We start from the raw sequence: 26,931 nt of genomic DNA, 5'->3' as shown, positions 1-26,931 counted from the left end.
ATATCAGTAATCAGCCCTGATGAAATTGTTGTTAATATATAAGTATATATGTATCACTCACATTAGATCGAAGGATAATACTGTGTTAGAAACAGGAAAAATCTTACAAGGAACCTACCAACTCCAACAAGAATTAGGTCGCACTGCTCCTGGTCGTCAAACTTGGTTAGCAGTTAACTTAAATACCAAGGAACAAGTAATAGTTAAACTCTTAGCTTTTAGCCCAGAAATGCAGTGGGAAGAATTCAAACTATTTGAACGAGAAGCCCAAATATTACAAACACTTAATCATCCCTACATTCCCCAATATCGCGACTATTTTTCCATTGATAAAAATGCAGATTTAGGGTTGCCTTGGTTTGGGATAGTACAAGAATATATCCCTGGTTCATCTCTTCAGGAACTATTAGATAAAGGTCAACGCTTCACAGAAAAAGAAGTAAAAAAAATTGCTATTGCTATTCTGGAAATTCTCATTTATTTACATGAACTTAGCCCGCCTGTTTTACACCGAGATATTAAACCCAGTAATTTAATTATGGGAGCAGATAATAATGTTTATTTAGTAGATTTTGGCGCAGTCCAAGCTCAAGGAAGTATTACCGGAGTCACTTTTACTGTTGTGGGAACAAGTGGTTATTCACCCCTAGAACAATATTGGGGTAGAGCTGTTGCAGCATCAGATTTATATGCTTTGGGGGCAACTTTAATTCATTTATTAACTGGTATTTCTCCTGGAGATTTACCTCAAGAAGATTCTCAAATTAAATTCACTCATCTTGTAAATATTAATTCCTCTTTTGTAAGTTGGATTGAACAAATAACAGAAATAGCAGTAGAAAAACGTTTTCCCACTGCTAGAGAAGCATTAGAAAAGTTAAAAACGGGAAAAATGCGTTCTAAATCTTCCTTAGAAGTCCCGGCAGTGAGAAAAATTGCTAAACCAACTCATAGTCAGATCGAAATCACGAAAAAATCTCCCGAACAACTAGAAATTTACATTCCGTCTCTGTTTCAAAGAAAGATACCTAATAAATTTATATCTTTTTTACTTATTTGTTTATCTAGCATTATTGTAGCTTGTCTTTTATTAAAATTTATCTTAACTTTGGAAATGTTTTACTCATCCCTCGCTGTCATAACTTTAATTATGTTTTTTTTGTTGATCGTTAAACATTTATTTGCCACAACTTTTATTTGTTTTGACCGAAATCAATCGATCGATCGATTTATGATAGAGCAATATTTCTTAAAGCTTAAATATCAAAGAATGGATTCTATTTCTAATATTTATGGAGTATTTTTACATAACTCTCGTGATTCTCAAGAAACTTATCAAGTAAAAATACACTCCCAATCAAAAACATATACACTTATTAACCCAGCGAATAAACAAGAAAGTATTTGGTTAGCTCAGGAAATACAAGATTGGCTGTATAGAAGGTAAATAATATTTATAGAGAATAAGAGGGATAAAGAAGCTAAAAACGGACATAAATTATTAGTTTTATCGTAAGCATTTCCTACGGAATGCTGCGAAACAGGTGTCAGCTATCAGCCATCAGCTATTAATTTATTACCGAGTGAAGGAGGAATCAGAGTTGAAAGGTCTAACAGAATTAAAAGTAGGAAATACATCAGCTACTTGCTCACGACTTGAGATTATTCAAATCCTCGAACTACTAATTCCTGAAAGCCGAACGCGAATGGTTGAATGCTTACGTTTTCTCATAATTTAAGAGGTAGAAAAATGTTTTTCACTAGCTTATATGAAAGACAAAAAATTAGACTAAAATTATTTCACAAAAACTGAAAATTGAGCCAGATAGTAAAAGAGCAATTTTATCTGTAAGCATTTCCTGCGGAATGCTGTGCAAACAGCTATTAGCAGTCAGCTTTTGAATGAATGAAGTAAAAAAATGTTTAACTTAATACTACATTTTTCACCCATAAATTGAAGCACAAGAAAAACTTGTTTTGAGTTTTTAACCCATATAATTTAAGCTAATGAAGCTGATAGTTGACGGCTGAATGCTTACTTTTATCTTAAATACAAGTAATATAAAATCCGGATGATTAAGTATAGAACCCCCGATCGTATCTTCATAAATTTAGCAAGGAGACAGCTATACTGGAGACAGGAGACAACCCACCCCTCGCCCCTCCCCCGACCGTGGAGGGGAAGAAGAAAAAGGGAAGATATGGGGAGAAATAATACACAAAATTAAACACACCAACAGAAGATTTTCGGTCAAAATTGATGCGCGAAAAGACTTGAATACCATAATTATATAGCGATCAAATGGGTTCTATAATAAAAATGTTCGACTAAAGCGATCTTGAAGGAATATCCCAAATTTATGCTCCTATAGCAATTCCCAAGAGGAGTGAGGTACAAAATTCCTTTTTTTTCGGGATTAGGGAGTAGGGAGTAGGGAGTAGGGAGCAGGGAGTAGGGAGTAGGGATTAGGGAATAGGGAATAGAAAAGAAGAAAAACAACTGTACCTCAGTAACTTGAGAAACGCTATATCGAATGTTCTATCTTGAATTTACGCCTACAACCTACCACCTATTATATTCATATAGTTTCATCCTTAACTTCTTCTGTTCTAACTAACATCAAAAACATGATAACCCCATGCAGGTAAATCCAAATATAAACCTCGTGAAATCAAGTTATCCCCCAAGCGGTCGTAACTCATCTCACTCATTAAATCTTGTAGTCCATACGTTTCACCCATGAGACTCTCAAATGGCAACCGAACATAACATTGTCCTTGATAAGAAGCATAGTTAACAGTTATCAACAACAGTCGCTCATCTTTTCCTTCCCAACTGAAAGCAATAAAATTATTCCATGTGTAATTTCCTTCCCATGCAGCAACACATTCAAGTAATTGCCAATTTCCCTCATGGAAAATATCCAGAGCTAAAGAATCTAATAATTGATGGTAAAATCTATCTATGTGTGGAACAGTAGCTTCTTCAGGAGCATAACATAAGTGCATCGAAATTTTTTTAGACCAACCTTGTAACTGACCTTGATGGAAAAAACGTAAACCAGGGGTAAAATAAGTCAAAATTGCAGCAGCTTCATGAACTCTTAGTGGAAAATCTGTATTCGCCCTGGGTTCATCGTGATTTTCCATAAAGCGTGCTAACTTATTTTGAAGAGCAAGACCAGCATAAAGATGTTCTCTGACTGGAATTGCCTGCTGTTGATGGAGGCGATCGTATAAGCGTTTGTCATAAGTGTAATTAAATCCTAACTGTTGCAATTCCCACTCCAAATTCCAATAGACTTCTGCCATAAAGATAAAATCTGGATATTGCTGTTTAATTTGGGAAATTGCATCAGACCAAAACGGTTGTATTGGAATACCCCAAGTCTGCTCAAAAATATTTGGCAATATTAGCATTGCCATATCGCAGCGAACGCCATCGCACAAATGAGCAATATTGAATAACTCTGCTAACATCCCCTCCTGTAATTTGGGGTTGCCGTAGTTCAGTTGCAAAGTATCAGACCAACCTGGAAAAAAGGGGTCTCTTCCATGAGCAAATATTTGGCTACCTGTTGGCAATTCTATTCGTATATAGTTGTGGGGTTCTCGTTCCAGATCGGCCTGGGTTCCCTGAACATAAAAGTCAGGATTTGTTTGTACCCAAGGATGGTCGGGGGCGGTATGGTTGGGGACAAAATCAAGCATGAGTTTTAGTCCCTTTTGATGGAGGCGATCGCGCAGTCGTAACATAGCTCCATTGTCACCTAGGTTTTCATGGATGTGATAACCAGTTACTGCAAAACAAGACCCACAAATATAATCTTCTTGGAAATTATCACCAAAAAGTTCTATAGCTTCCTTTCGGACATCAGGATTTGCACGAGAGATATTTCGCGCCATTATTCCTGTTTGCCAAACTCCTAAGAAGTACACCCAGTCAAATCCCAAGTTTACTATTTGGTCCAATTCTGCATCGGGAATATCATCTAAGGTGGCGTGACGACCCAACTCTTGGGACAATCTGTTGAGCCAAACACGGGTGTTTATTTGATATAGAGAAGGATTAATCATATATTTCATATTTGAGAGTAGACAGTAAAAAAACTTTACTATTACTCAAACACATAATAAATATAGCGTTTCTCAGTAAGCGTGAGGTAGACTCTTGTCTTTACTTCACTATTGCCTATTGCCTTTAGGAGTTGTTGCCTAAAACCTAGAGTTTTGTACCTCACTCTTTTTGGGAATTGCTATATAGACTTCAAAAATTAATAATGAATAATTATCTCTCCTGAAAACTGATAGGACTGGCGAACAGGATTTTTTGTCTTTATTTCTTCAAAGAGGAAGAGACTTTATAGCAGTCGAAGGAAAGGGTAAGACCTATCAAAAGCTTAAAACTCAGACAATGTAATATTTTTCCTTTTGCTTTAAACTTTAATTATATCAAATCCGGGGGAATTGGACATAAAAAAATTATCGAATCGTCATAATTAATAAATCTTTGTGATTCTCTCTCCTGGTGACTCCTAAAAACTTAACTAATCTATAACTGTTTAACCGGATTTGATATTATTGGGTAAAAAAAAATGTAGAGACGTTTCATGGAGAGTCTCTACAAGGTTTGGATCAAAGGTTCATTTAATTTATAAATTTGTCTAATAATAATGAATCTGCTGATCGAAAGGTATTTTTTTCAAGTTTCCCTCAGCTTTCTGCTTTACCCTAGTAATAAAGATACTAGCTAAAGAGGATTTAGTATTATTAGAGTTTAAACAATGGCTAAAAATCAATTTTTCTTTTGTTGATTCTTTTGTTCTAAAACAATTTCTTTCATGGCTTGAAATGAACGAGAATTTGATGCACCTTCAATGGCTTTAACTGCTAAATCTTGAACCTGTGTCAAGGTGGAATCTAATTGTGCAGATAAATTTTTAATTCGTTGCTCTTGATTTTGAATTGTCTGTTGTAAAGATTGAATTCGTAGTTCATAAAATTGCTTTTCTCCTTCGACTTCTTTTGCCAACAAATCAGATTTAATTTTCGCCTGATAAGTACCAATATTTCGCCCATTTTCCTTGCCGTTATTAATATTAGACTCTAGTTCTTTTTTAAAGTTTTCTACCTCAGTTTTTACCTGTGCAAATTCTTTTTCCCGTTCAGAAATAGACTGCTCTCTTTCAGACCATATTTTCTCTTGTTGCTGTTGAAATTCTTCTAATTCCTTATACAAATTTTTCTTATTTTGTTCATACTGGTCAAGATCTAGATTGTGTTGCAAATTCAAGTCATATTCATAAGTTTCTTCATCTCGTTGGCGAGTTTTATCTTGTTGTTCATTTCGTTCTTTTATTGTGCGTTGATGTTCCTGTTGTTCCTTTGACCAAGCTTGTTTATTTGACTCTATTTCTTGTTGTAATTCTTCTTGGCGATCGCTAAATTCTGTCTCGAATTCTTTGGCGCTTTGTTCATATTGTTGAATCAAATTATCTAAGGTATTTTCTTCGATATTTTCTAAACTATGCAAATTGTTTAATTGTTGCATTTCTTCTGTCACTTGCTGTCGAACTTCTTCTAATTTAGTTGCTTCTGAAGTGAGTTTTTCTGATAATTCGCTGATAGCTCCACCAAAGCCACTTTGCACCATCAACAAATTTTCAATTGTGTACTGCATACTTGGTTTGTTATGAGTTTGATTTAAGTTCATAAATTTTGCGACTTCTTTTTCTGGTTTTTTTGATATTGAATCTACAGAGGTTTTAGTTGTAGTTTTACTTCCCTGACTTAGCTGATTTATTTCTGCTTCTAGGGCAGATTTTTCTTTTTTTAGTTCTGCAAAAGCTTCTAAAATTTCAGCCTTTGTATTTTTAGAATTAACTCTTTTAGCCATTTTTTTTCTCCTGTTAAATTTGCGATTTTTTCGATTGATTTGAGCTGCGATATAGGTGGAAAAATTTGGTATAAATACCACCTAAATATTTATACCAATTGAAATAGCAGTCAGCGGTCAGCTATAGCAGTTGAAGGAAAGGTGAGGACAGATCAAAAGCTTAAAGCTCAGACAAAGTAAGATTTTTCCTTCTTCCTTCTTCCTTCTTCCTTCTTTCTTCTGCTATATCAGCTTCTCAAGGTGTATAATGAAGGATTAAAACCCTCATAAAAGGCGCACCAAGGGCTTTTTTAAATATAGTGGGGGACTTAAACCCTTAGATTTTTAGCTGTTAAGGCAGTTCCTCTGCAAGAGGCTAGCTAAATACTTACCGAAAAATTGTGGGTATGTGCCTCCCCTTTTAAGGGGATAATAAGCGGTCGAGGGATGGCGAGGTCTCCTCGCCATATCCAATCGACTCCTGTGAAGAAAAATTTTCATCTCTTTGTCAATCCTACGCATAGCTCCGCTTTATATGTTGCGGAGCAAAATGCCCCTACCATAAGTGATGGTTATGTGTAAGTCCTGTAGTTATAATAAAGTTCTTAGGTCGTAGGTCGTAAGTCGTAGGTGTAAATTCAGGATTTAACACCATATTCGGATAATTAGTGATAAAAAACCTTCTCCCTTTGAACCTTTATTTCCCTTCTGCCTTATGCTTTCTGCCTTCTGCCTTCCTTTTTTCAAAGTATAAGTATTCAACCGAACATGATATAACACTGGAAACGGAGCAGAAATTTGAGATATTCCCTCAAGATCGCTTCAATAGAACATTTTTATTCTACTTAATCATCCGAATCTGGTATGATATCATGTCCAGTAGCATCGTTTGTGTATAATAGAGATCAAAATAATTGCCCGGAGCGATACAGCTGAAGCCACGCTCCACAAATGCCACTATGCCAAAACGCTTAAGTATCCAGGAGCATCTAAGTATAGATGAATTAGAAATAAATTACCGAATTACCCATGACCCAATAGAAAAGAGTCGATATCAAATCATTTGGCTTAAGCGCAAAAGGTCTTACTTGTTTTCACGCTCTGGCCTACCGATCATCTCACAAGGGCTTGAAGAGTAGCGTTCGCGAAGCGTGTCGGAGGCAATTGCTCAGGTTTTACACAAACCATACTACCAAAAATGATATCACCTAAAACCTAAAACCTAAAACAACCTAAAAGCTACACTTGCGCATAACTAACACTAGCTAAAGCTTCTACCAAACTACGAACCGCAGCTATCATTGCCACTTCATCATTGAGGCGGTTAATAGCAGAACCCACACCAACTCCTGCTGCACCCGCAGCAATAGCTAAGGTCGCAGTTACATTAGAAATGCCGGAAGCACACAATACAGGTACAGATACAGCACGAGAAATTTCATAAGCTGCTGCTAGAGTAGGGGCAGCTTTTTCAATTAACCCTAATGTTCCAGGATGAATGGGTTTAGCACTGACGCCGCCCTCAGTTTGAATAATATCAGCACCAGCTTTTACTAACTCAGTAGCTAGTTGTACTTGTCGGTCTAGTTCTAAAATATGGGGAACAGTTACAGAAAGAGTAATATTAGGTAACAGATCGCGAGTTTGTTGAGTTAACCCCAATACTTCCTCCGCTTCAAAGCATATTCCTTGGGCGTAGAATGGATCGTAGTTACCTATTTCAATCAAATTAGCTCCTGCTTCTACTGCTGGCAAAAATTTAGTAGGTTCGATGGCAGAAACACAGATGGGCAAGTTAGTTAAACTGCGCGCCATTCGTACTAAATTAGGATCGGCAGCAATATCAACGTAGGTTGCACCACCTAGGGTGGCAGCTTTGACGGTTGCTGCTACTCTGTTTGTATCAAAATTAGTCAAACCACTGATAATTTTTAGAGCTTGGCCATTTTCTAATGCAGTTTGTAATCTAGATTCAGTCATCATTGTAGATTAATCCTTTTGCCGATTGTGTTCTCAACATTAATTTTGCCATGGAGACAGCACTTATTGCTCAAGTCAAAAGTCAAAAATTTTAAAAAGTCAAAAGTCAAAAATTTTAAGTCAAAAGTTTTAAGTAGAAAGATTTGTCAGATGGAACATTTTTTTCAGCGCTTTTCAAATTGATCAACTACATCTTCACATATCAAACCTTGTAGGGAGATTCCCATGATATAATCATGTCCGGATAATTAGTGATCAAAAAACTTTCTTCTTCTTCTCCTGTTCTTCCTCTTCCTTCTTTTTTTTTCCCTCCTGACTCCTGACTTCCCCTCCCAGGAGGGGAGGGGGAGGGGCGAGGGGTGGGTTGACTCCTAAATAATTAAGATTAATATCATACACTAATTCACCAACACCGATATTATGAATAATCAACAATTTTCTGTAATTTATGATAATCATCACTATTGGCTAAAAAATGCTCATATACCTGTATGTCTTGTAGAAACTGATTTTGACATACCTAGTCAAACTAGGGAGGGTTTATCACTGATGGATATCGAAATTAGTGAAGGACTTATTACACAAGTCGTCTACTCCTCAACACATTTGCCCTCTCTGGAAACTAATATTCCTACAATAGACCTCAAAGGTGGCCAGGTTTGGCCATGTTTTGTGGATATGCACACCCATCTAGATAAAGGTCATATCTGGGTGCGATCGCCTAACTCAGATGGTAGTTTTAATGGCGCTTTGGATGCGGGAGCTAGGGATGCGAAAGAATATTGGAATGCTGAAGATATTTACCGCCGGATGGAATTTGGTCTGAAGTGTAGTTATGCTCATGGTACAAAGGCTATTCGGACTCATCTTGACTGTTTTGCAGAACAGGCAAATATTAGTTTGGAAGTATTTCAAGCGTTACAAAAAGATTGGGAAGGTCGATTAATATTACAACCTGTTTCTTTGGTTACTGGGGATTATTATCTTAGTGAAGCTGGAGAAAAATTAGCTGATAAAGTTGCTGATGTTGGTGGGATATTAGGAGCGGTTCCATTTATGAGTTCAGATATAGATAATCAATTAGATAGATTATTTAGTCTGGCGAAAGAAAGACAATTAGATTTAGACTTACATACTGATGAAAATGGAGACCCTAATTCTAGGGTTTTACATAAGGTTGCTGAGAAGGCAATTAGTCATCAATTTTCTGGGGAAATTATCTGCGGACATTGTTGTAGTTTGGCTGTACAAACTCAGGAAAAAGTAACAGAAACTCTAGAGTTAGTTAAGGAAGCTGGTATTAGTATTGTGAGTCTGCCAATGTGTAATCTTTATCTGCAAAATCGGCAAGATAATTATACTCCGAGATGGCGGGGTGTGACTTTATTACATGAATTGAAAAAACAGGGAATTTCTGTTGCTATTGCCAGTGATAATTGTCGCGACCCGTTTTTTGGATTTGGTGACCATGATGTTTTGGAAGTGTTTAATATGTCAGTCAGAATTGCTCATTTAGATATGCCTTATGGGGATTGGCCGAATGCTGTTACTAAGACTCCTGCGGATTTAATTGGTTTGCCTAATATTGGCAGAATTAGAGTTGGATTATCTGCCGATTTAATTCTGTTTAAAGGTAGGAATTTTAGCGAACTTTTGTCACGGTCTCAACATGATAGGGTGGTATTAAGAAATGGTCGAGTTATTGATAGAAGTTTACCTGATTATTGTGAATTAGATAGTTTATTTGGCGTTGCTGAATTGAAGTATGAATGAGCGATTATTTGGTTCTGGGAAAGCCCCCTAAATCCCCCAATTTTGGGGGAATTTTAGAGTTTTATCCCCCCCAATTTTGGGGGGTTAGGGGGGCTTGCATCATACCCAGAATCAGCAACGCCGTTTATTTGAAATGTAGGTTGGGTTAAGCGACAGCGCAACCCAACAGATACCTATATTTTTTGCTATATTTGTTGTTGTTGGGTTACCCTGCGGGAAGCAAGCTACGTTCCTCAACCCAACCTACATAATTGTTAGGAGTTTTAAAACCAGTGGTCATTTTTCCAATGTTCCTTTACTAAATCATTATTAATAGATAAAAAATATGAATCGGCGTAAACGTGAAATATTGCAACAATATCAACAAGGTGAACGAAATTTCCAAGGAGCTAATCTTAGAGGTCTGTCTTTTAAGGGAGAAAATTTGTCTGATGCAGATTTCAGTTTTGCTGATATTCGGGGTACTAATTTTAGTGGGGTAAATCTAAGGGGGGCTAAGTTTTGTGGAGCTAAGGCGGGGTTACAGAAGCGTTGGGTGGTAGTTTTGCTTGCTGGTGCTTTTGTTTTAGTTTGTATATCAGCTTATTTGAGTCTATTCATTTCAATAATTTTTTTGATGTTAGTAACACCTGTGTTAATAAAGGGTGATTCATCTGATTTAATGACTCAAATTGCTGGTTGGGTATGCTTAATTATAACTATTATATCCTGGATGAGGTTTGTTTCTAATAAAATAGAAGACTCAGCTTTCCCCGGAGCTATTGCCGGAGCCTTAACTGTAGCAATAGCCGTATGCTTCTCCGTAGCCGGAATGTTCACCGGAATCGTTATTGGAGCTTTCGCGGTAGCTGGAGCATTCGTCTTCACCTTCATCGAAGTCTTTGCCCTCATAGGAACCTTTGCTGTAGCTGGAGTCGTGGCTGTAGCTGTAGCCGGAACCTTCACCGTAAGCGGAACCCTAGCTTTAAACGTATTCATATATGAATTCCTACTTGAAAGCGAAAGCTTTGGCTTCGGTTTCATTGGAGCCGGAACCTTATTCCAGACACTCTTAAGTGCTTACATTGCTTGTCAAGCAATTAAAGGAGATAAAAAATACTCTCTAATTCGCAATACAGCTATTGCCTTTGCTGCCATAGGTGGAACCTCTTTCAGAGATGCCAATTTAACTGATACTGACTTCACTAATGCTACTCTCAAAAGTACAGATTTTAGAGGAGCTAACATAACCCGCACTATTTGGAAAAACACTATAAAACTAGACCGTATACGACCAGGAAAAACCTATCTAAAAGATGCCAAAGTCAGAGAGTTAGTCAAAACTGGTGAAGGTGAAAACATCAACTTAGATCGCTTTGCTCTCCAAGGAATAAATCTCCGCGGAGCAAACCTAACTAATGCCAGTTTCATAGAAGCGAATCTCAACTTAGCCAACCTTCAAGATGCAAACCTTTCTCGTGCCAAATTAGTAGGAACATTTTTAGACCAAGCTGACCTCACAGGAGCAACTTTAACCGGAGCTTTTCTTGAAGACTGGGGAATAACAACCACAACCAAACTAGACGATATCAAATGCGATTATATTTATATGCGCCTGCCTCCAGATAAACGACCAGACTTTCTCAAACTTCCACCAGAACAAAGTTTGGATGAGCGTGTGCGCCGAAAACCTGCCGATGAAGATAAAAATTTTGAAGAAGGGGAGTTTGCAGAATTTATCAAACCTTTGGTGAATACCTTAGACCTTTATCATAATCAAGGAGTAGACCCCCGAATAGCTGCATATTCATTTGAGAAACTACAAAAAGACCATCCAGAAGCAGAAATAAAAATGCGTTCTTTTGAAGTTCGAGGCGAAAATAACGACAAATTATTGATTAGAGCTGACACTAAACCTGAAGCTGATCATTCAATATTAGATAAAGAATATTTCGATACTTATAATGAGTTGAAAGCACTTTCACCAGAACAACTTCGAGCAGTATTAGCACAGAGAGAAAAAGATATTGAATGGTATAAAGGTGTATTAAGCGCAGCAGTTAATCGCCCTGGTGTTAATATAGAAAATTATAGTAATCAAGGAGATACAAAAATGTCAGAAAGTAGTGGAGACCAAATTCATGCTCAAGAAATTCATGGAGCAGTTGCCAACAAAGAAAAAATTGATGGTTTCGCTGGTAGCGGAAGAGAAATTTATGGTTTAGCTGGTAAAGGAGAAATTAAAGACTCAAAAATTGCTCGAACAATTCACGAATCTCAGGAACAACAAAATTTAGCACAAGCAGCAAAAGATATTCAAGAATTATTAGCTCAACTTGATGAAACTTACCCGTCAGATACAACGGCAGGCAAAATGAAAATTGCTACTGAAGTAATTACACAAATTGATAATAATACAACTAAGGCAGGAAGAATATTCAGTGCTATAAAAGCTGGTGGAATTGCTGGTGTTGAACAATTCCTGAATCACCCTGCTAGTAGCTTTATTATTGCAGCGTTGGAAGATTGGCAAAAGACTAAATAGAGTTTGAGGAGTCAGGAGTCAGGAAAAAACCGGATTTATTTTCCTTCAAGAAATTTCGTGGATAAACCCGGTTTCTAGGTAAGTCCTATGTATATAATATCTGGCGTTGTTAAAGCGCGTGTATGATATTCATCTTAATTTTTTAGGAGTCAACCCACCCCTCGCCCCTCCCAACCCACCCCTAACCCCTCCCCTCCTGGGAGGGGAAGTCAGGAGAGAAGAAGAAACCGGAGTAGAAGGAGAAAGTTTTTTGGTCGAGTAAAAGTCACGGAGTTCTATCGCGCTCTGATCGGGACATGATATAATACCTCAAATCACCAATGCCATTGTATATTAGTCGTTGCTGAATAGAAGTATGAATGTGCGATTGTTTGGTTCTGGTAAAGCCCCCGCGCATCCCCCTTTCAACAAAAAGCGAAGCAACATCTGGCTTCCCATCGTTCAAAAGCGAAGCATCCTCTGGCTTCCCCCTTTCTAAGGGGGACGGGAGGGGGATTAAAGGGGGACTTTTAGAGTTTTATTCCCCCCAAAATTGGGGGGCTAGGGGGGCAAAATCATACCTCAAATCACCAACGCCATTCTATATTAGTCGTCATCATCATCGTCATCGTCATCGTCATCGTCATCATCATCACCATCGTCATCATCATCATCATCGTCATCATCATCATCATCGTCATCATCATCATCATTTGACTGAATATTAATTACATTTTCATCTTGGCGAGTAATAGAAAAAGCATCAACATCATCATCCTCGTACTCTCCTATTACTTTTACTTGCTCTCCCACTGATAAGTTTGTGGTTTCCCGATCATCAGTATCAACTAAAATTTGTCCTGTGCCATCATCAAGCATAAATTCATCGCCCGAAATTCCTATGACTTGCCCGGAAATAGTCGCATTGTCACCACGTTGTAATTCTCCTATGGGAGTTTTAGCAAGAGTAGGGGTGACAATGACAATTGAGAAAAAACTTATATAAGCAGCGATCGCTCCTGTTAAACTTTTGGCCAGTTTACCAAGTTTAATAAAATTCATGGCAATTAACCTCCTATAACTGTTTCCCAGCTGAATACTTACGAAAATTCCTATAATATTAAACTAGGATAATTACTATAGTCAAGTCATTGCGACTGGAACGGAGTGAAATAAAGCAATATTAAGGGTTTAGGGGATTACTTCCTCTGGTCGCCATGACTACTTTTCAACCGAATTCTATATAATAATGTTAAAATAACTTTTTACTCAAAATACCAATGACAACAACTGAAACAAAACAAATAAATTGGGAAACATTAGCCTCAGACCTAAAAAATATCGAAATTATTACCGAACCAAATCAAGTTATTAAACTATCCTTAGACTATTATCATTTCAGCCCAGTTTTACAATCACAACTAAAAGATAAAAGAGCTAATTTAATTGTTCGTCCTAGCAATGAAGCAGAGGTTTTACAAATAGCTAAAACTTGCGTTAAATATCAAGCACCTTTAACAGTAAGAGGTGCTGGAACTGGTAACTATGGGCAATGTATTCCTTTAGAAGGAGGAGTGGTTCTTGACACTACAAAAATGAATAATATTAATTGGATTAAACCAGGTTTATCTTGCGTAGAACCAGGAGTAAAATTAGTAGCATTAGACAAAAAAGCCAGAGAAATTGGTTGGGAAATCAGGATGTTTCCCTCAACTTATCGTACTGCTACAATTGGCGGTTTTATTGGTGGTGGTAGTAGTGGAATTGGCTCAATTAATTATGGTGGATTGAGAGATAGAGGTAATGTTTCTGCTGTGCGAGTTGTAACAATGGAAGACGAACCAAGAGTTATAGAATTACGTGGAGATGATGTACAAAAAGTTAATCATGCTTATGGTACAAATGGAATTATTACTCAATTAGAAATACCTCTAGCTCCTGCTTATCCTTGGGCAGAATTAATAGTAACTTTTGATGATTTTATGACCTGTGCAAAATTCGCTCAAGCATTGGGAGATAGTGATGGAATTGTCAAGAAATTAATTACTGTTTTTGCTTGGCCGATACCTAGTTTTTTTGCAGGAGTAAAAAATTCAATTCCGGAAGGAAAACATTGTGCTTTTTTGATGGTATCTGAATATAGTTTGGAGTCTTTTCAGGATTTGGTTAAAGAATTTAAGGGTGAAATTTGTTATGAAAAAACTGCTGAAGAGGCAAGTAAGGGTACGCCAATATATGAGTTTACTTGGAATCATACGACATTACACGCTAGGAGTGTAGATACAAATTTGACTTATTTACAAAGTGGTTTTCCAACTGATAAAAACTTGGAACTTGTAGAAAAAATGTATCGGCATTTTGGTGATGAAGTAATCATGCACTTAGAATTTATGCGAATGGATGGTCAAACGACACCAGTAGGATTACAAATTGTGCGTTATACTTCTGAAGAAAGGTTGAATGAAATTATTGAATATCACGAGGAAAATGGGGTAAATATTTTTAATCCTCATACCTATATTTTGGAAGATGGAGGAATGAAAACTACAGACTTTGAACAGTTAGAGTTTAAGCAAAAAGTAGACCCTTATGGATTATTAAATCCGGGAAAAATGAAAGCTTGGATGGATAATGGATAATTGATAATGGATAATTGATAATTAAAGTTCAGTAGTGGACCGACACAGCTAAAATGGTGCGTTAGATGGGGAGATGGGGAGATGGGAAGATAGGGAGAAAAAGACACCTAGAAACAAAAATAAGAGTGCACAGTTTTCGGTGTGTCAGTCTACTACAAGATGGCTTATATTTACCGTACAATTACAAAATGTATATTGAAACTTTATAGAATGAAATAGTATTGTCAAAACTAAGTACTAATTGCTATAAACATGAACGATAAACCGACAGACTATGCTGCTATTATTCGAGCTGGAAATCAATTACCATCTCCTCCAGAATGGTTAAAAATTGGTGCAAAAGTCTATTCTCCTGAATATGGCATAGGTCAAATTACAGCAGTATTGGGAAAACGTTTAATTGTAGATTTTTTAGAAAATCCCACCCCAGTAAATTTTCCTGATTGGCAAATAGTAATTAATCAGAAAAAAATTAATTCTAGAGAGAATATACATGATCATAATCAAAATTTAAAACAGTCAGAAAAATCCAAAATTACTTCAGCAGAAATAGATGCTATTACTCGACCAGTATTTCAAACAATTGCCCAAGAATTTAAAGATAAATTAGTAGGGATAGATAATACTCCTCCAACTCCAGGAGTACTTTATCCTTTGCCAGAAGATTTACCAATTACTCTCAAAAGTTCTCTGATTTTACAAAATATTACAGAACTCTATGAACATCAAATTGAATCATTAACTGCTCTGAGGAAAGGATTAGATATTTGCATTTTTACTCCTACAGCTTCTGGCAAAACTCTCTGTTATAACCTCGCCATTTTAGAATCATGTCTCCAACAACCTCAGACCACAGCATTATATATTTTTCCTCTCAAAGCATTAGCATTAGACCAGATGCAAAAGCTGGAAAAAATGGCTTCATATTTTCCCGAAAATTCTGTGAAAATTGGATTAATTACAGGTGATATTTCCTCAGAAAAAAGGAAAAAATTATTTATCCCAAACCCACCCAATATATTAGGAGTAAGTCCAGATTTATTACACTATCAACTATATAGAATTAGAAGTAAAGATGGAGAGGGATGGCGCAAATTTTTTCAACAACTCCGCTATGTAGTTATAGATGAATCTCATACTTATAGAGGTGCTTTTGGCGCTCATTTTGCCAACCTAATGCGCAGATTAAAAATGGCGGTAGACCGAGTAGGAGGAAGTTCAGAAAAATTACAATTTATTTTTAGTTCAGCTACTATTGGCAACCCGGCAGAAATGGCAATGAGATTTAGCGATCGCTCTCATCAAACAGAAAGACTTCATCTAATATCAAAAAGTGGTGCTGATAGTGCTGGTAGAACCATTTTATTTCTGGAACCTAGCGAAATTGCTAACCCCGATGCTTGTCAAATAATTCTATCTTGGTTACGCCACGACTTAAGTGGGATAGTATTTTGTAATTCCCGGGGAGCTGTTAAAAAACTCCTGGGCATAATTAAGCGAATAGCTGATAAGAATGGAGAGAGTTATTTGGCAGATAAAGTGGCAATTTTTTATGGTTCTTTGCAGTTTAAGAGACGACAGGATATTATCCAAAAATTAGAAGCTGGGATAATAAAAGTTATTCTTTCTACTTCTGCATTAGAAGCAGGAATTGATTTACCAGGACTTGACTGTTGTTTGGTGCGTGGTTATCCAGGTAGTTTAATGTCATGGGGGCAAAGAATTGGTAGAGCAGGACGTAGAAATGCTGGGTTAGTGATGTTTTTACCAGTAGCTCAAAACCCCTTGGATAACTTTTATGGAAATCAACCAGATTTATTATTAAATGGTGAGGTGGAAAGTGCTGCTTTTAATCCAAATTATCCAACAATTTTAGGCAAACATTTAGAATGTAGTTGTGTAGAAAGTGGCGTACCTTTGAATGAAATAACAGAACGTTTTGGAGAAGTCTCTGGAGTAATTGCCGATAGCTTATTAAAACAGCAAAAAATCTATATTACTAACTCTTCTGAACTTTGGGGATATGGTTTTCCTCATCGGAATATTAATATTCGCGGTCATGCTCAAAATGATGTGGAGTTAATCAATATTAATACTGGAAAAAGTTTTGAAAAAATGCAAATGAGTCTGGCACATAAAGAAGTATTTCCAGGGGCAATTTATTTTGCCCAAAATTATGACAGTGAGTTAAATTTTTATCGTTCTGAGAATCTCGACTTAGATAAAAAACAAGCAATTTTAAAACCTTTAGGCAAAGATTGTAATTTAGAAAGCAAACCAAAAACTGAGTTAGTTATTCAAGAAATTCAGCAATTAGCAAAACCCCAAATAATTCAAACCAATATTCCACACGCTAGATTGAGATTAAGTTTAATCTGGGGAGAAATTACCTCTTTAGTAACAGGATATGATTTGTTTACTACTGAATATACGAAAAAAGGTGAAATTATTAGAATAACTTTAGATAAAGGTAGCTTCGATCCCCCCTATCAAACTCAATATCAAGCTCCAGTTGTGAAGGTAGAGATAAATCATGTTTTTAACAATGTTATAGAGGAAAATATTAGACAAATTCAGGAGAAAATCAAAGAGAAGTATCAAAAAACAATTCCAGATAAGTTCAAAAAATTATGGAGTTGTAGTCCAGATTTTATTGCATTGCATAGTATGGGGCATCAACTAATGTTTGCTGTGCCTTTAGTAGTGTTAAGTTCGAGTCAGGATGTGCAATGGTTTGTGAAGGTAAAGGCAGGAGAAACTGTAGGTTATTTTTTTGATACTTGTGATGGTGGAAATGGGGCGAGCGAAGCAATTTTTAATCAATTGTTGAAGTTTGCAAGAAAGGCAACAGAATTAGCCAAAAATTGTGATTGTGAATATGGTTGTCCCCGCTGTTTAACTCAGCATAGTTGTCCTCAGCAAAATCAAGGTTTATATAAAGATTTAGGGTTGTTAATTTTGGAAGCGATCGCTTTTTAGGGAGTAGGGAGTAGGGAATAGAAAACAAGAAAAACAACTGTACCTCAGTAACTTGAGAAACGCTATATCGCTACTCGGTTATTCAGTCAAACTATTACAAAGTTATATATGATATAATTATGAGTATTGACAACTGATAACTGAAATTATACAAATTTTGATGAGATTTTTATCCCCATTATTTGGTTAGAATAAAATTTATGAATACTGAGTAGGAGTCAGTCCTCAGTCCTCAGAGGATAGTGAGGTACAGCTATAAGACTATTTATTCCTATATTCCCTGTTGCCTGTTGCCTGTTGCCTGTTGCCTGTTGCCTGTTGCCTAGATCAATAAAACTTTGTACCTCATCAACTAGAAAACTGCTGTAAGATGAAACAGTCCAATACCCTCTTTTAACGCAGGAAGAAATTTTCAGTAGTAATGTCTGCTCCATTAGTTAAGGTGGCAAAATGAGCGGTAATATCATTAGTGTTATAGAACAACTTACCATTTTCATTGTTGTAGACAATAAAAGCATCAGAGCTTTCTACTTCTTCATCAGTGCTAACTAATGCAAACTCTGTTGTAACACTAAAACCATCACCTTTAACACTCATCAGTGCGGTGAAAGTTCTTTTATCTAGGAGAATCAAATCTTGTCCGGGAACGAAATCTGTAATTTCATCTATTCCTAAATCTTCAGGATTAAACTCTTTGTTGGTGTTGAAAATAAAGCGATCTATACTAGCTCCTCCACTGAGTACATCATTTCCACTACCACCGTTGAGTCGATCGCGACCAAGACCACCTTCTAGAGTATCATCACCTTCACCTCCTAACAAGATATCGTTACCGGGGCGACCTATCAATAGATCGTCGCCAGATCCAGCAAGCATACGATCGCTTCCACTGCCTCCATTCATATTATCATCATCTGCACCAGCTTCCAAAGTATCCTCACCAGGACCGCCACTCAGGATATCGTCACCTCCATGACTCCTGATTAAGTCGTTACCTCCTCGGCCAATATATGTATCATTACCTTCACTACCATTAATAAAATCATTATCATCATTACCTTCACGGAGAACTCCAGCAGGTCTAACTGTCACAGTAACAATATTATTATCAACACTGCCGTTACTATCTTGAATAGCATAGAAGATAATGTCTTCTCCTGTAAAACCATTATTGGGAGTGTAGGTAAGGGTATTATCTTGGTTAATAACTACTTCCGCATTATCAGAGGCAAAAATATCTACAATTTCAATTGCATCATTGTCTGGATCGCTATCGTTGTCTAAAACATTTATCGTGACTGATGTAGCAATCTCAGTATCTGCAAAATCTGGTTCAGCGATGGGGCGACTATTGCTAAAGTCAGGACGGGTAGTAGGGTCTATTTCTTCTGTATTTTCAATTTGTTCGGTAAGTTCTTCTCCTGTATTATCATCAACAATTTCTTCAACATTTTCCTCTTCTGTTCCTAATTCTAGTAAATCTTCTACTAGACCTTCTGGGTCATCGCTTTGGGCCACTTGCTGTACTTGGACGATTTCTATCGATTTTTCGCGATCGCCCATCGTGCCATCGTCAGCGATGTCATCAATGCGTTCGTTAGTTTCAGTAATGATTTCTGCTGCACCATCAACAGTATTGTCTGCTAACTCGGGAGCAAGTTCGTTGATAATTTCTTCTACTTGAGTTGAGTCGCTCAAATCAAGATTTTCAGAGTTAGCGATTTCATTTGATAGTGCTTCAACAATTTCGGTTTCGGAAACTCCCGTTACCGCCTCTATTTGGACGAGGGTATTTTGCACCTGAACTTGTGCTGCATAGACTTCTAGCCAGTTGGGGTCTTGGTTAGAGGCTGCTTGTAAAGCATCGAAGTTGAGCAGGTCCACATCTTCTGGTAGTCCTAATGCGGTTTTAACTCGGTCTTGAGCTACTTCGGGATCGGTAGCTTCGGCAAGCAGACGGGAGATGGTTGCTAAAGGATTGATAACTAGATGTTGGAACCCACCAGCTAATTCGGGAGATTCTGTACTATCAACAAATACTTTACCAGGTTCGACAAAAGGATCGAGGAGATCTGTGCCATCATCAAAGACAGGAGAGAATAGTTCTCCGCGATCGAATTCTCCGTTACTATTACTATCTACAAACGACCATCGATCTACAGGGGTACTTTCAAGCACTACTTGTCTTAGTTCGTCTAATTCTAAGACACCATTTTCATTATTATCTTCTCCTGGATCTAAGATACCGTTATTGTTATCGTCTTCTCCTACTTCTAAAACCCCATTCTCATTAAGGTCGAAAGGAGAAATTGCAACTTCAGTACCATCGGGATTGAGAGGAGAAGCGATCGAGAAGGGTTCGTTCTCATCTTGTACACCGTTGCCATTATTATCAATGAAATCAATTTCTAAGTTGTTGTCACCGCTAGGATTGACAACTGAGAAGGGTTCGTCTGGATCGAATTCACCGTTAGCATTACTATCTACAAAGACAAAATCTGGGGATTCTCCTTCGATGACAACGCGCACGTCTAACAGACCGTTTTCATTTGTGTCAAAGGGAGTAATATCTAGCTCGTCTGCGCCTGTTTCGTCTACTAAAGAAGAAGGTTCGTCGGTATCTTGTATTCCATTATCGTTAACATCAATAAAGACATAGCGACTGCTAATTTGTTGTCTTTGTTCGGCTTCAGAAAGGAAAGCTTTACCTAAGATGCCATCAATATTGAGGTTTTTCTCCACAATGCTTGCGGTCAGTTGAGAAATGGCATTTTCATTAAGATTGGTATTGCTATCTTCCGCGATAGCAAAGGTTAAAGCTTCGTTAATAATAGCAGTTACGGTATCAGCATCGGCAAGATCGGGGACTTCCCCATTGCTAGCGCGAGCGGCAATTTCTTGAAGAATAGCACTGGCAATTTGTGCTTCATTTACTGTAGAAGAAACCTCGTTATTATCTAATTCTCCGTTGTCGTTAACATCGAAGAAACGAGAGCCATCATCAGCTTGAACTATTTCTAAATCCCCATCGTCAAACTGTTGGTTATTGTTGTTGTCAAGATAAATCAGACCATCTTTAACCAGAATCTCGCTACCATTGATGGTTTGCCCTGTTAAAGAAGTCGCACCGATAGTTTGGGTAGCTAAAATAATCAGATTTTGCAGTTGAGATTGTAAACCCAAGACCGATACTTCGGAAGTTTGGGGGTCATCATTATATAAATCGCTATTTTCTGATAAACCGAAAACATTAATTACTTCTGCTTGTGCTGCTTCGAGATCGGGTTCAGCAATTTCCGCAGCCAAGCTAGTTAAAGGTGTGGCAACAGTCGCATTGGGAGTAGTAATAATCGGTGCGGTTTGAGGTAAGGAAGTGGAGATATCAATGCCGTTAACAATAACCACTCTACCTTCTTCGGGATCTATAACACCATTACTATTAAGGTCGAAGGGAGAGAATGGTATATCGAGATCGTAACTACCATCGGCATTACTAATGGTAACGGGTTCGTTGGGGTCTTGAATACCATTGAAGTTCGCATCAAAGAAGACCGTACCGCCAGAAATTACCCCATCTATAACGCTACTAAAACTATTGCCTTTACCCCCGACACTAAACTCAGCTAGGGGGAAAGTGGCAATTCGTTGCTCGAATACCGTCCTACGAAATAATTGAACTTCTGCACCCAAAAAGGCGTTAACGATACCGTTTAATTGGAACAGTTCAAAGGGTGTGGAAATGCGGTCTGCAATCTCCGAAGCACGCAGTCTGCCATCATCCGTGCCGTTGATTTCTCCGCCATCAATCAGATCCAGACCAATTATACCTTCTAAGCCTCCCTTTACAAAGCCCGAAAGAGCAAAAAGGTCTACACCTAAACCTGCTGCAATAGTAGCGGTAGCAACCAACTCATCGATATCTTCCCCTGTACCGTCTGGATTTTCCCGATCGCTTACAAAGAAACCATCAAGGACTCTAAAGGATTCTGCGAGGTCGAAATCATTAGCCGCCCATTGATTGAAACCAAAGGTATCGAAGCCAAAAGCGAGATCCAAAGCGACATTAAAATCCCCTTCCAGCAAACCGCTAATCGGGCCAAAGATGGGAAACGTTTGTTGTACGTCGAATCCAACTTCTAATGCAGGAAGATCGTAAGTAAAGAGTGCGACATCTTTACCCAAGAGTAAGTCGATGGCGCTGAAGGGATCGTTAATTAGAGGAATATCGAAATTATCGTTATTAAGTATTCTATTGGTATTTGCTTTCTGGGTATTTCTGCTACCATCATCGGGAGCATCATCGAGTTGTTGCTCTAAATCTGGTGCAGGAGCGGTTTGGTCTGCTTCAACGCTCGTCGGATCGGCATCGGGATCGCTAGGATCAAAATTGCCCAACTCGAAAGAACCAACATCAATGAGGATGCCTTCATCACCAGCGATCGATTCATTGAGAGCATCTGACAGAGCGAACAGTTCGGTAATTTGATCGAAAGCCTCCTGAAATCTAGCGTTGGGAGGATTGCCCGACAATTCCGCAATACCAATCGCGAGTTCGATGACGCTAATTTCACCATCACCATTGCCATCCAAACCATCCGCAATGCTCAGATCGTTGAGGATTTCCGTATCGGTGTTGAGAAAATCAACTATAGGACGAAAAGGATCGATGATGCTGTTAATATTACCAATTACGGGGCGAGCAAAGTCGGAGAGAAAACTGCCTAAATCTAGTTGCACGTTGTTAAAGGCGATTGTCGGTGAAAAATCCCCAACTGCTTCTCCCTCTTCAAACGTAAACGAGCCGAATTCTCCTGCCAAATCGAAATTAATACTGGGAAAAGCAGTATCCGCTTCCACACTCGTAACGGCTTTTAAACCAAGATTGGCACTTGCCGAAGCACTGGGATTGAAGAGATCCGATATGTCATCGAAAGAAGCATTCCTTAGTTCTGTGCTGGTCAGGCGATCGCCATCTATATCTTCTTCTTCATCTGAATTTTCGCCAGTATCTAAGTTTTCGTCAGTATTTGAATCTTCGCCAGTATCGGAATCTTCATTATTATCGATGTCGTTGAGTCCTAGAGTAAAATCAGCACTGACAGCAGTGGGGTTTTCTTCATCATTAACCAGATCGAGTTGCAAAAAGCCCAGATTACCCGTTGCTTGGAAATCATCACTCAAACCAAGATCGATTCCTGCGGTAAAGTTGGTTTTTTCTGTATCGATAAAGAAACCGAATTCTTGGTTAATGCCAAATCCCAGATCGAATTGGTAATCAAAATTGAGATCGACACTACCATCAACATCAATTCCTAATCCTGGCAAACCTAAATCCGCATCCAGATCGATATTGGCAAGGTTAAATTCTTTGGCAACTGTAATATCGAAAGTGGCTTCTTCTTCCGAGAGAGTTGCGCTCGCTTCCACATCAACTTCTAGAATCTCCTCAATAGTTTCTTCAATTAACCCGCTAAGTTTCTCTACGTCTAATACTCCTCCCGTCTGCACCCGATTAATTAAGCTAGTTTGGAAACTACCGATCAAATCTGGTGCGAGAGTTTCTAGAGAACCAATAAAGGGTAATTCAATGGCTCGAAACTGAGCGTCAATCGAATCTTGAATCGAATTGAGGGCGTTATTTAAACCCCCTGCTGTCTCGATATTATCGAAACTGAGTTCGTTAATGGCAATGGGAAGAGGTTGTACTGACAAGCCATCATATAGAGGATCGTCACTCTCAATAGTGTGAGTGATGTCTTGAAATTCCGTTTCTTCTACTTCATCATCAATTGCAGCAGTAACTGTAACTTCTTGAGGAGTAGCAAAGTTATCGGGAGTAAAAGTTATGGGTGCAATGGGTTCAAGATCGTCGCTAATGTCAAAACTAATATTGACATCTGCTGTGGGTTCGGTTGCTAGAGCAATGGTGTAGGTTTCCCCTGCTGCACCTTCGGCGATGCTGAAATTATTTCCGTTGCCAATAACAATCCCAGGAACATCATTTTCGGTAATATTGACAGTAACTTCATTAATGCTAATTCCCTGATAAGCATTATCATCACTGGTTGCAGTATGGGAAATAACCGAAGTGCGGTCTTCTGTAGTTATATCGTTATCAACAGAAACCACCGTAATATTTTCCCTGATATTGAAGTTTTCGGGAGTAAAAGTAATGGAGTCAATACTCTCTACCTGAGTAGTATCGGTAGCAAAATTAATAGTGACATCGCTAGTAGGTTCACTGGTTAACTCAATCGTATAGTTATCTGTAGTCTGTCCTTCTATGAGGTTAGTCGAACCTTGGGATTCAATAATTTGCACCCCTACTACATTATCCGCATCATCCCTACCACTGTCTTCAATAGTTAGTTCTGCTGAAGTTTCTCCTAGTTCGTATCCTTCTCCTTCATTGAGGGTAAAAGTAACGTTTTCATTAACTTCTTCTTCATTGTCATCAATTGGTCTGACCTCAATGCTGACAGTATTCGTACCTTCTGGTAAAGAGAAACTGTTGCCGATAATATCTTGCTCCGTATTATTAGCAACTAAAACTAAGTTGTAGTCTTCACCTCGCGTAGCATCTCCACCGATAGTAAAATTAAAGATAGCATCCTCATCATCGTTTTCATTGCCATTACTGAGCAAGGGATTGGAGAAATTAAGCTGGAAAACACCGGGGTTAGAATCAGTTTCAGTAGCATTATCTCCTGCAACAACATCAATTGTAGGAGGACTGTCATTATCAATAATCTCGGCAGTTATGGTATTTCCGCCACCACCATACTCTTCACTAGGATTGAGAGTAATTTCTATTGTCTCATTTCCTTCTGCAGCAGAATCGTCAAAATCGGGAATCCCTCCTGAAATCCCTGTGGCATCTACTTGAACCACAACTCCTTCTTCACCAGAAATATCTAAGAAAAAATCACCATCTTCATTTCTGACGATAGGTTCATCGTCAGTATCGAGCAACCTGTAATCTGTATCTAATTCTGCTGTTCCGCCAGTAATGCTAAAGCTTAACTGACGACCTTCAGGAGCATTGGGCTCTAAATTAAATATCAATTGACCGTTACTCTCCCCTTCTACTGCATTTGTCGCATCAAGGCTAATATCTGGCTCGTCGTCCACAATCGTCAATTCAGCAAAAATAGAATTACCGAGATTGTAAAGTGGAGAATCTTCTAGGGTGACAATAATATTTTCATCAGGGTCGAAAAGGCGATCGTCAATAACTGCGACATTAATAGAACCCGTTGTATCTCCCGTAGGAATTGTAACGCTCAGGGGAATACTCAGATCAGCACTATCAATCTCCTCATCATCAAAGAGATCGGGATCGTTAATAGCAGTTCCCGTAATGGTATAGTTAACAACTAAATCTACTGGTAAAGCTCTGTCTAGAGATAGATTAAAAGAACCATTTGCATCGGGATTAGATTCAGACAGATTATTTCCAGGTGCGATATTAATTGTAGGGAGGGTAAACTCGCTGATATCTCCAAAAACGCTACCATTATCTAGGTTATTTCCCGTGGCAACATTAGTACCTACTTGAGAAACTTGACCACCAGGGATGAGGGTTATCCCAAATATAGAGAACTCTTCTCTAACAAAAATGTCACGACCCTTTGTTCGACCGTTATTAGCACCAGCACCTCTAGTAGCTGTATTACCAGAAAAATTACTGTTAAGCAGGATTAAATCAGCACCACGGTCAACAAAGATAGCACCGCCGAGTCCAGCACCACCGCCACCACGACCACCAAGTCCGCGGTTTCCATCTGGTGGGACATCAGCACCATCACCGCCATCACCGCCAAATGCTCCGCCATTACCGCCGTCTCCACCCTCTGCCGTTCTGCTTCTTCCTCTTCTATTGGGATTCGAGCCGCCACCACCGCCACCGCCGCCACCACCACCGAAACCACCATTACCACCATCACCACCAAAACCACCCCTGCCTTCTATTAATCCACCAGATTCACCGCCGCCGCCCCCACCGCCGCCCCCACCGCCATTGCCGAAGCTACCACTATCACCATCACCACCACTGCCACCACTACGACCATTTCTTGTTCCACCATTACCTGCCGTTCCACCATCAGCAGCAGTTCTGTCATTAAAAGCAGTACCATTTTCATTGGCAATTCCCCCACTAAGTCCATCTATACCTGCTCTCTCAGCATTACCACCTCTAGCACCATTAGCACCATTGCCACCAACGGCACTATTGTCAATAAACTCAACGTTATTAGCAATTACCGTACCGTTTTTAATAAACAAAGCACCACCAGCACCTAAGCCTCCGCCACCGCCTCTTTGCCCATTACTACCCCTGGCGTTACCATTTCTCAAGGAAAGATCCGAAAAGATTATTTGTGTAGCGTCGGTTTCTCCATTAATTGCTAAAATCTGATGTTCATCCGAGCCATTAATTACAACACCGTTACCCTGAATCTCAACATCCTCGCTAATAGTTGGCAAGCTATCAGTTAAATTGATAGTTAAACCTTCATCTACTTGGATAATGTCTCTTGTCCCGCCATTGTTATTGTTTTCCGAATCTAGAATGGCTTGTCGCAAAGAACCCGTACCACTATTATTAGCGTTAGTAACTGTAAAAGTCTGCAATACAGAATTAAACGCAGACATTGCCTCGACTTGAAACGCTAGAGGTGATTCGATAAATCCCGTCGTGGCTTCTAATACCCAATCTCCCCCCAGATCGCTATTACCCGTCAAATCTTCAGAGGCAGCAATATCCGCTTCGGTAATCTCTCCCAAGCGATTAATAAAAGCTTGTCCTTGTTGGCCTTCTGCGACATTACAAGCATATAAAAGAATATCACCATTTTCAACTAGGGCTTTTCCCCACTGTTGCAATTGGTTTTCATAGCTCTCAATATTACCGTTATCTAGGCTACTATTTCCCAATTGTAAAACGGCTGAATTTCCGTGAGAAAGAATTTGTACGCTATCTAAATTGTCGTAGTTAGCTAATACTTCAGTAATTTGCTCGACACCATTGCGGTTGGTATCCAAGACAACTACTTCTGTCCCTGCTTCGACGCTGTCAACTAGAGATTGGTAGTCAGCAATATTGCTGTCAACAAAAATGACGGTAGAGGGAGCGTTAATTATCATCCTATCTGTAGTCCTATTTTCAAGAATTGGTATAA

13 protein-coding genes are annotated in these 26,931 nt (G+C 38.5%); 7 read left to right on the top strand and 6 right to left on the bottom strand.

Going from position 1 to position 26,931, the window contains the following annotated elements:
• Positions 1 to 82: 82 nt before the first annotated feature.
• Both F6K15_RS08290 and F6K15_RS08285 read left to right on the top strand, forming a co-directional pair.
• A complete protein-coding gene (locus F6K15_RS08290; RefSeq protein WP_293059616.1) occupies positions 83 to 1,447 on the top strand; it encodes a serine/threonine-protein kinase in 1,365 nt (454 codons plus the stop codon).
• Between the two features lie 97 nt (positions 1,448 to 1,544).
• Complete coding sequence (locus F6K15_RS08285) at positions 1,545 to 1,739, top strand: hypothetical protein (RefSeq protein ID WP_293059613.1); 195 nt, start codon at positions 1,545 to 1,547, stop codon at positions 1,737 to 1,739.
• An 871-nt stretch (positions 1,740 to 2,610) separates the two neighbouring features.
• Here the strand turns inward: F6K15_RS08285 and F6K15_RS08280 are convergent.
• From F6K15_RS08280 to F6K15_RS08265, 4 genes are all read right to left on the bottom strand, one after another.
• Positions 2,611 to 4,077 (bottom strand): alpha-amylase family glycosyl hydrolase, encoded by a 1,467-nt coding sequence (locus tag F6K15_RS08280; protein WP_293059610.1) that lies wholly within the window; start codon positions 4,075 to 4,077, stop codon positions 2,611 to 2,613.
• A 718-nt stretch (positions 4,078 to 4,795) separates the two neighbouring features.
• The gene (locus tag F6K15_RS08275) at positions 4,796 to 5,896 is read right to left on the bottom strand and encodes a hypothetical protein (protein ID WP_293059607.1); all 1,101 of its coding nucleotides are present in this window, start codon (positions 5,894 to 5,896) and stop codon (positions 4,796 to 4,798) included.
• A gap of 1,218 nt (positions 5,897 to 7,114) precedes the next feature.
• The gene (locus F6K15_RS08270; RefSeq protein WP_293059604.1) at positions 7,115 to 7,858 is read right to left on the bottom strand and encodes a DUF561 domain-containing protein; all 744 of its coding nucleotides are present in this window, start codon (positions 7,856 to 7,858) and stop codon (positions 7,115 to 7,117) included.
• A 252-nt stretch (positions 7,859 to 8,110) separates the two neighbouring features.
• Positions 8,111 to 8,287, bottom strand: coding sequence for a hypothetical protein (locus tag F6K15_RS08265; protein ID WP_293059601.1), 177 nt, complete (start codon positions 8,285 to 8,287; stop codon positions 8,111 to 8,113).
• Here F6K15_RS08265 and F6K15_RS08260 point away from each other — a divergent pair.
• The 3 genes from F6K15_RS08260 (at position 8,276) to F6K15_RS08250 (ending at position 12,414) form a co-directional block, all read left to right on the top strand.
• The gene (locus tag F6K15_RS08260) at positions 8,276 to 9,628 is read left to right on the top strand and encodes a cytosine deaminase (protein WP_293059598.1); all 1,353 of its coding nucleotides are present in this window, start codon (positions 8,276 to 8,278) and stop codon (positions 9,626 to 9,628) included. The two genes, F6K15_RS08265 and F6K15_RS08260, sit on opposite strands and share 12 nt — an antisense overlap.
• 325 nt (positions 9,629 to 9,953) lie before the next feature.
• Entirely contained in the window at positions 9,954 to 12,152 is a 2,199-nt protein-coding gene (locus F6K15_RS08255) for a pentapeptide repeat-containing protein (RefSeq protein ID WP_293059595.1), read from the top strand.
• Positions 12,153 to 12,258: 106 nt separating this feature from the next.
• The gene (locus tag F6K15_RS08250) at positions 12,259 to 12,414 is read left to right on the top strand and encodes a hypothetical protein (protein ID WP_293059592.1); all 156 of its coding nucleotides are present in this window, start codon (positions 12,259 to 12,261) and stop codon (positions 12,412 to 12,414) included.
• A gap of 323 nt (positions 12,415 to 12,737) precedes the next feature.
• Here the strand turns inward: F6K15_RS08250 and F6K15_RS08245 are convergent, their stop codons facing one another.
• Positions 12,738 to 13,193 carry a hypothetical protein gene (locus tag F6K15_RS08245; RefSeq protein WP_293059591.1) on the bottom strand — a complete coding sequence of 152 codons (456 nt, stop codon included), beginning with the start codon at positions 13,191 to 13,193 and terminating at the stop codon, positions 12,738 to 12,740.
• A 218-nt stretch (positions 13,194 to 13,411) separates the two neighbouring features.
• On the opposite strand from F6K15_RS08245, the gene F6K15_RS08240 reads away from it, so the two are divergent.
• Both F6K15_RS08240 and F6K15_RS08235 read left to right on the top strand, forming a co-directional pair.
• Positions 13,412 to 14,770, top strand: coding sequence for an FAD-binding oxidoreductase (locus F6K15_RS08240; RefSeq protein WP_293059589.1), 1,359 nt, complete (start codon positions 13,412 to 13,414; stop codon positions 14,768 to 14,770).
• A 252-nt stretch (positions 14,771 to 15,022) separates the two neighbouring features.
• On the top strand, positions 15,023 to 17,749 hold the full coding sequence (locus tag F6K15_RS08235) for a DEAD/DEAH box helicase (RefSeq protein WP_293059587.1): 2,727 nt from the start codon (positions 15,023 to 15,025) through the stop codon (positions 17,747 to 17,749).
• Between the two features lie 393 nt (positions 17,750 to 18,142).
• Here the strand turns inward: F6K15_RS08235 and F6K15_RS08230 are convergent, their stop codons facing one another.
• A complete protein-coding gene (locus F6K15_RS08230) occupies positions 18,143 to 26,896 on the bottom strand; it encodes a DUF4347 domain-containing protein (RefSeq protein ID WP_293059584.1) in 8,754 nt (2,917 codons plus the stop codon).
• Between the last annotated feature and the right edge of the window lie 35 nt (positions 26,897 to 26,931).

Origin of the sequence: Okeania sp. SIO2B3 (genome assembly GCF_010672525.1) — a bacterium.
GTDB lineage: Bacteria > Cyanobacteriota > Cyanobacteriia > Cyanobacteriales > Microcoleaceae > Okeania.
The sequence above is the reverse complement of the archived record's forward strand: the minus strand, read 5'-3'. Positions and strand labels throughout refer to the sequence as shown.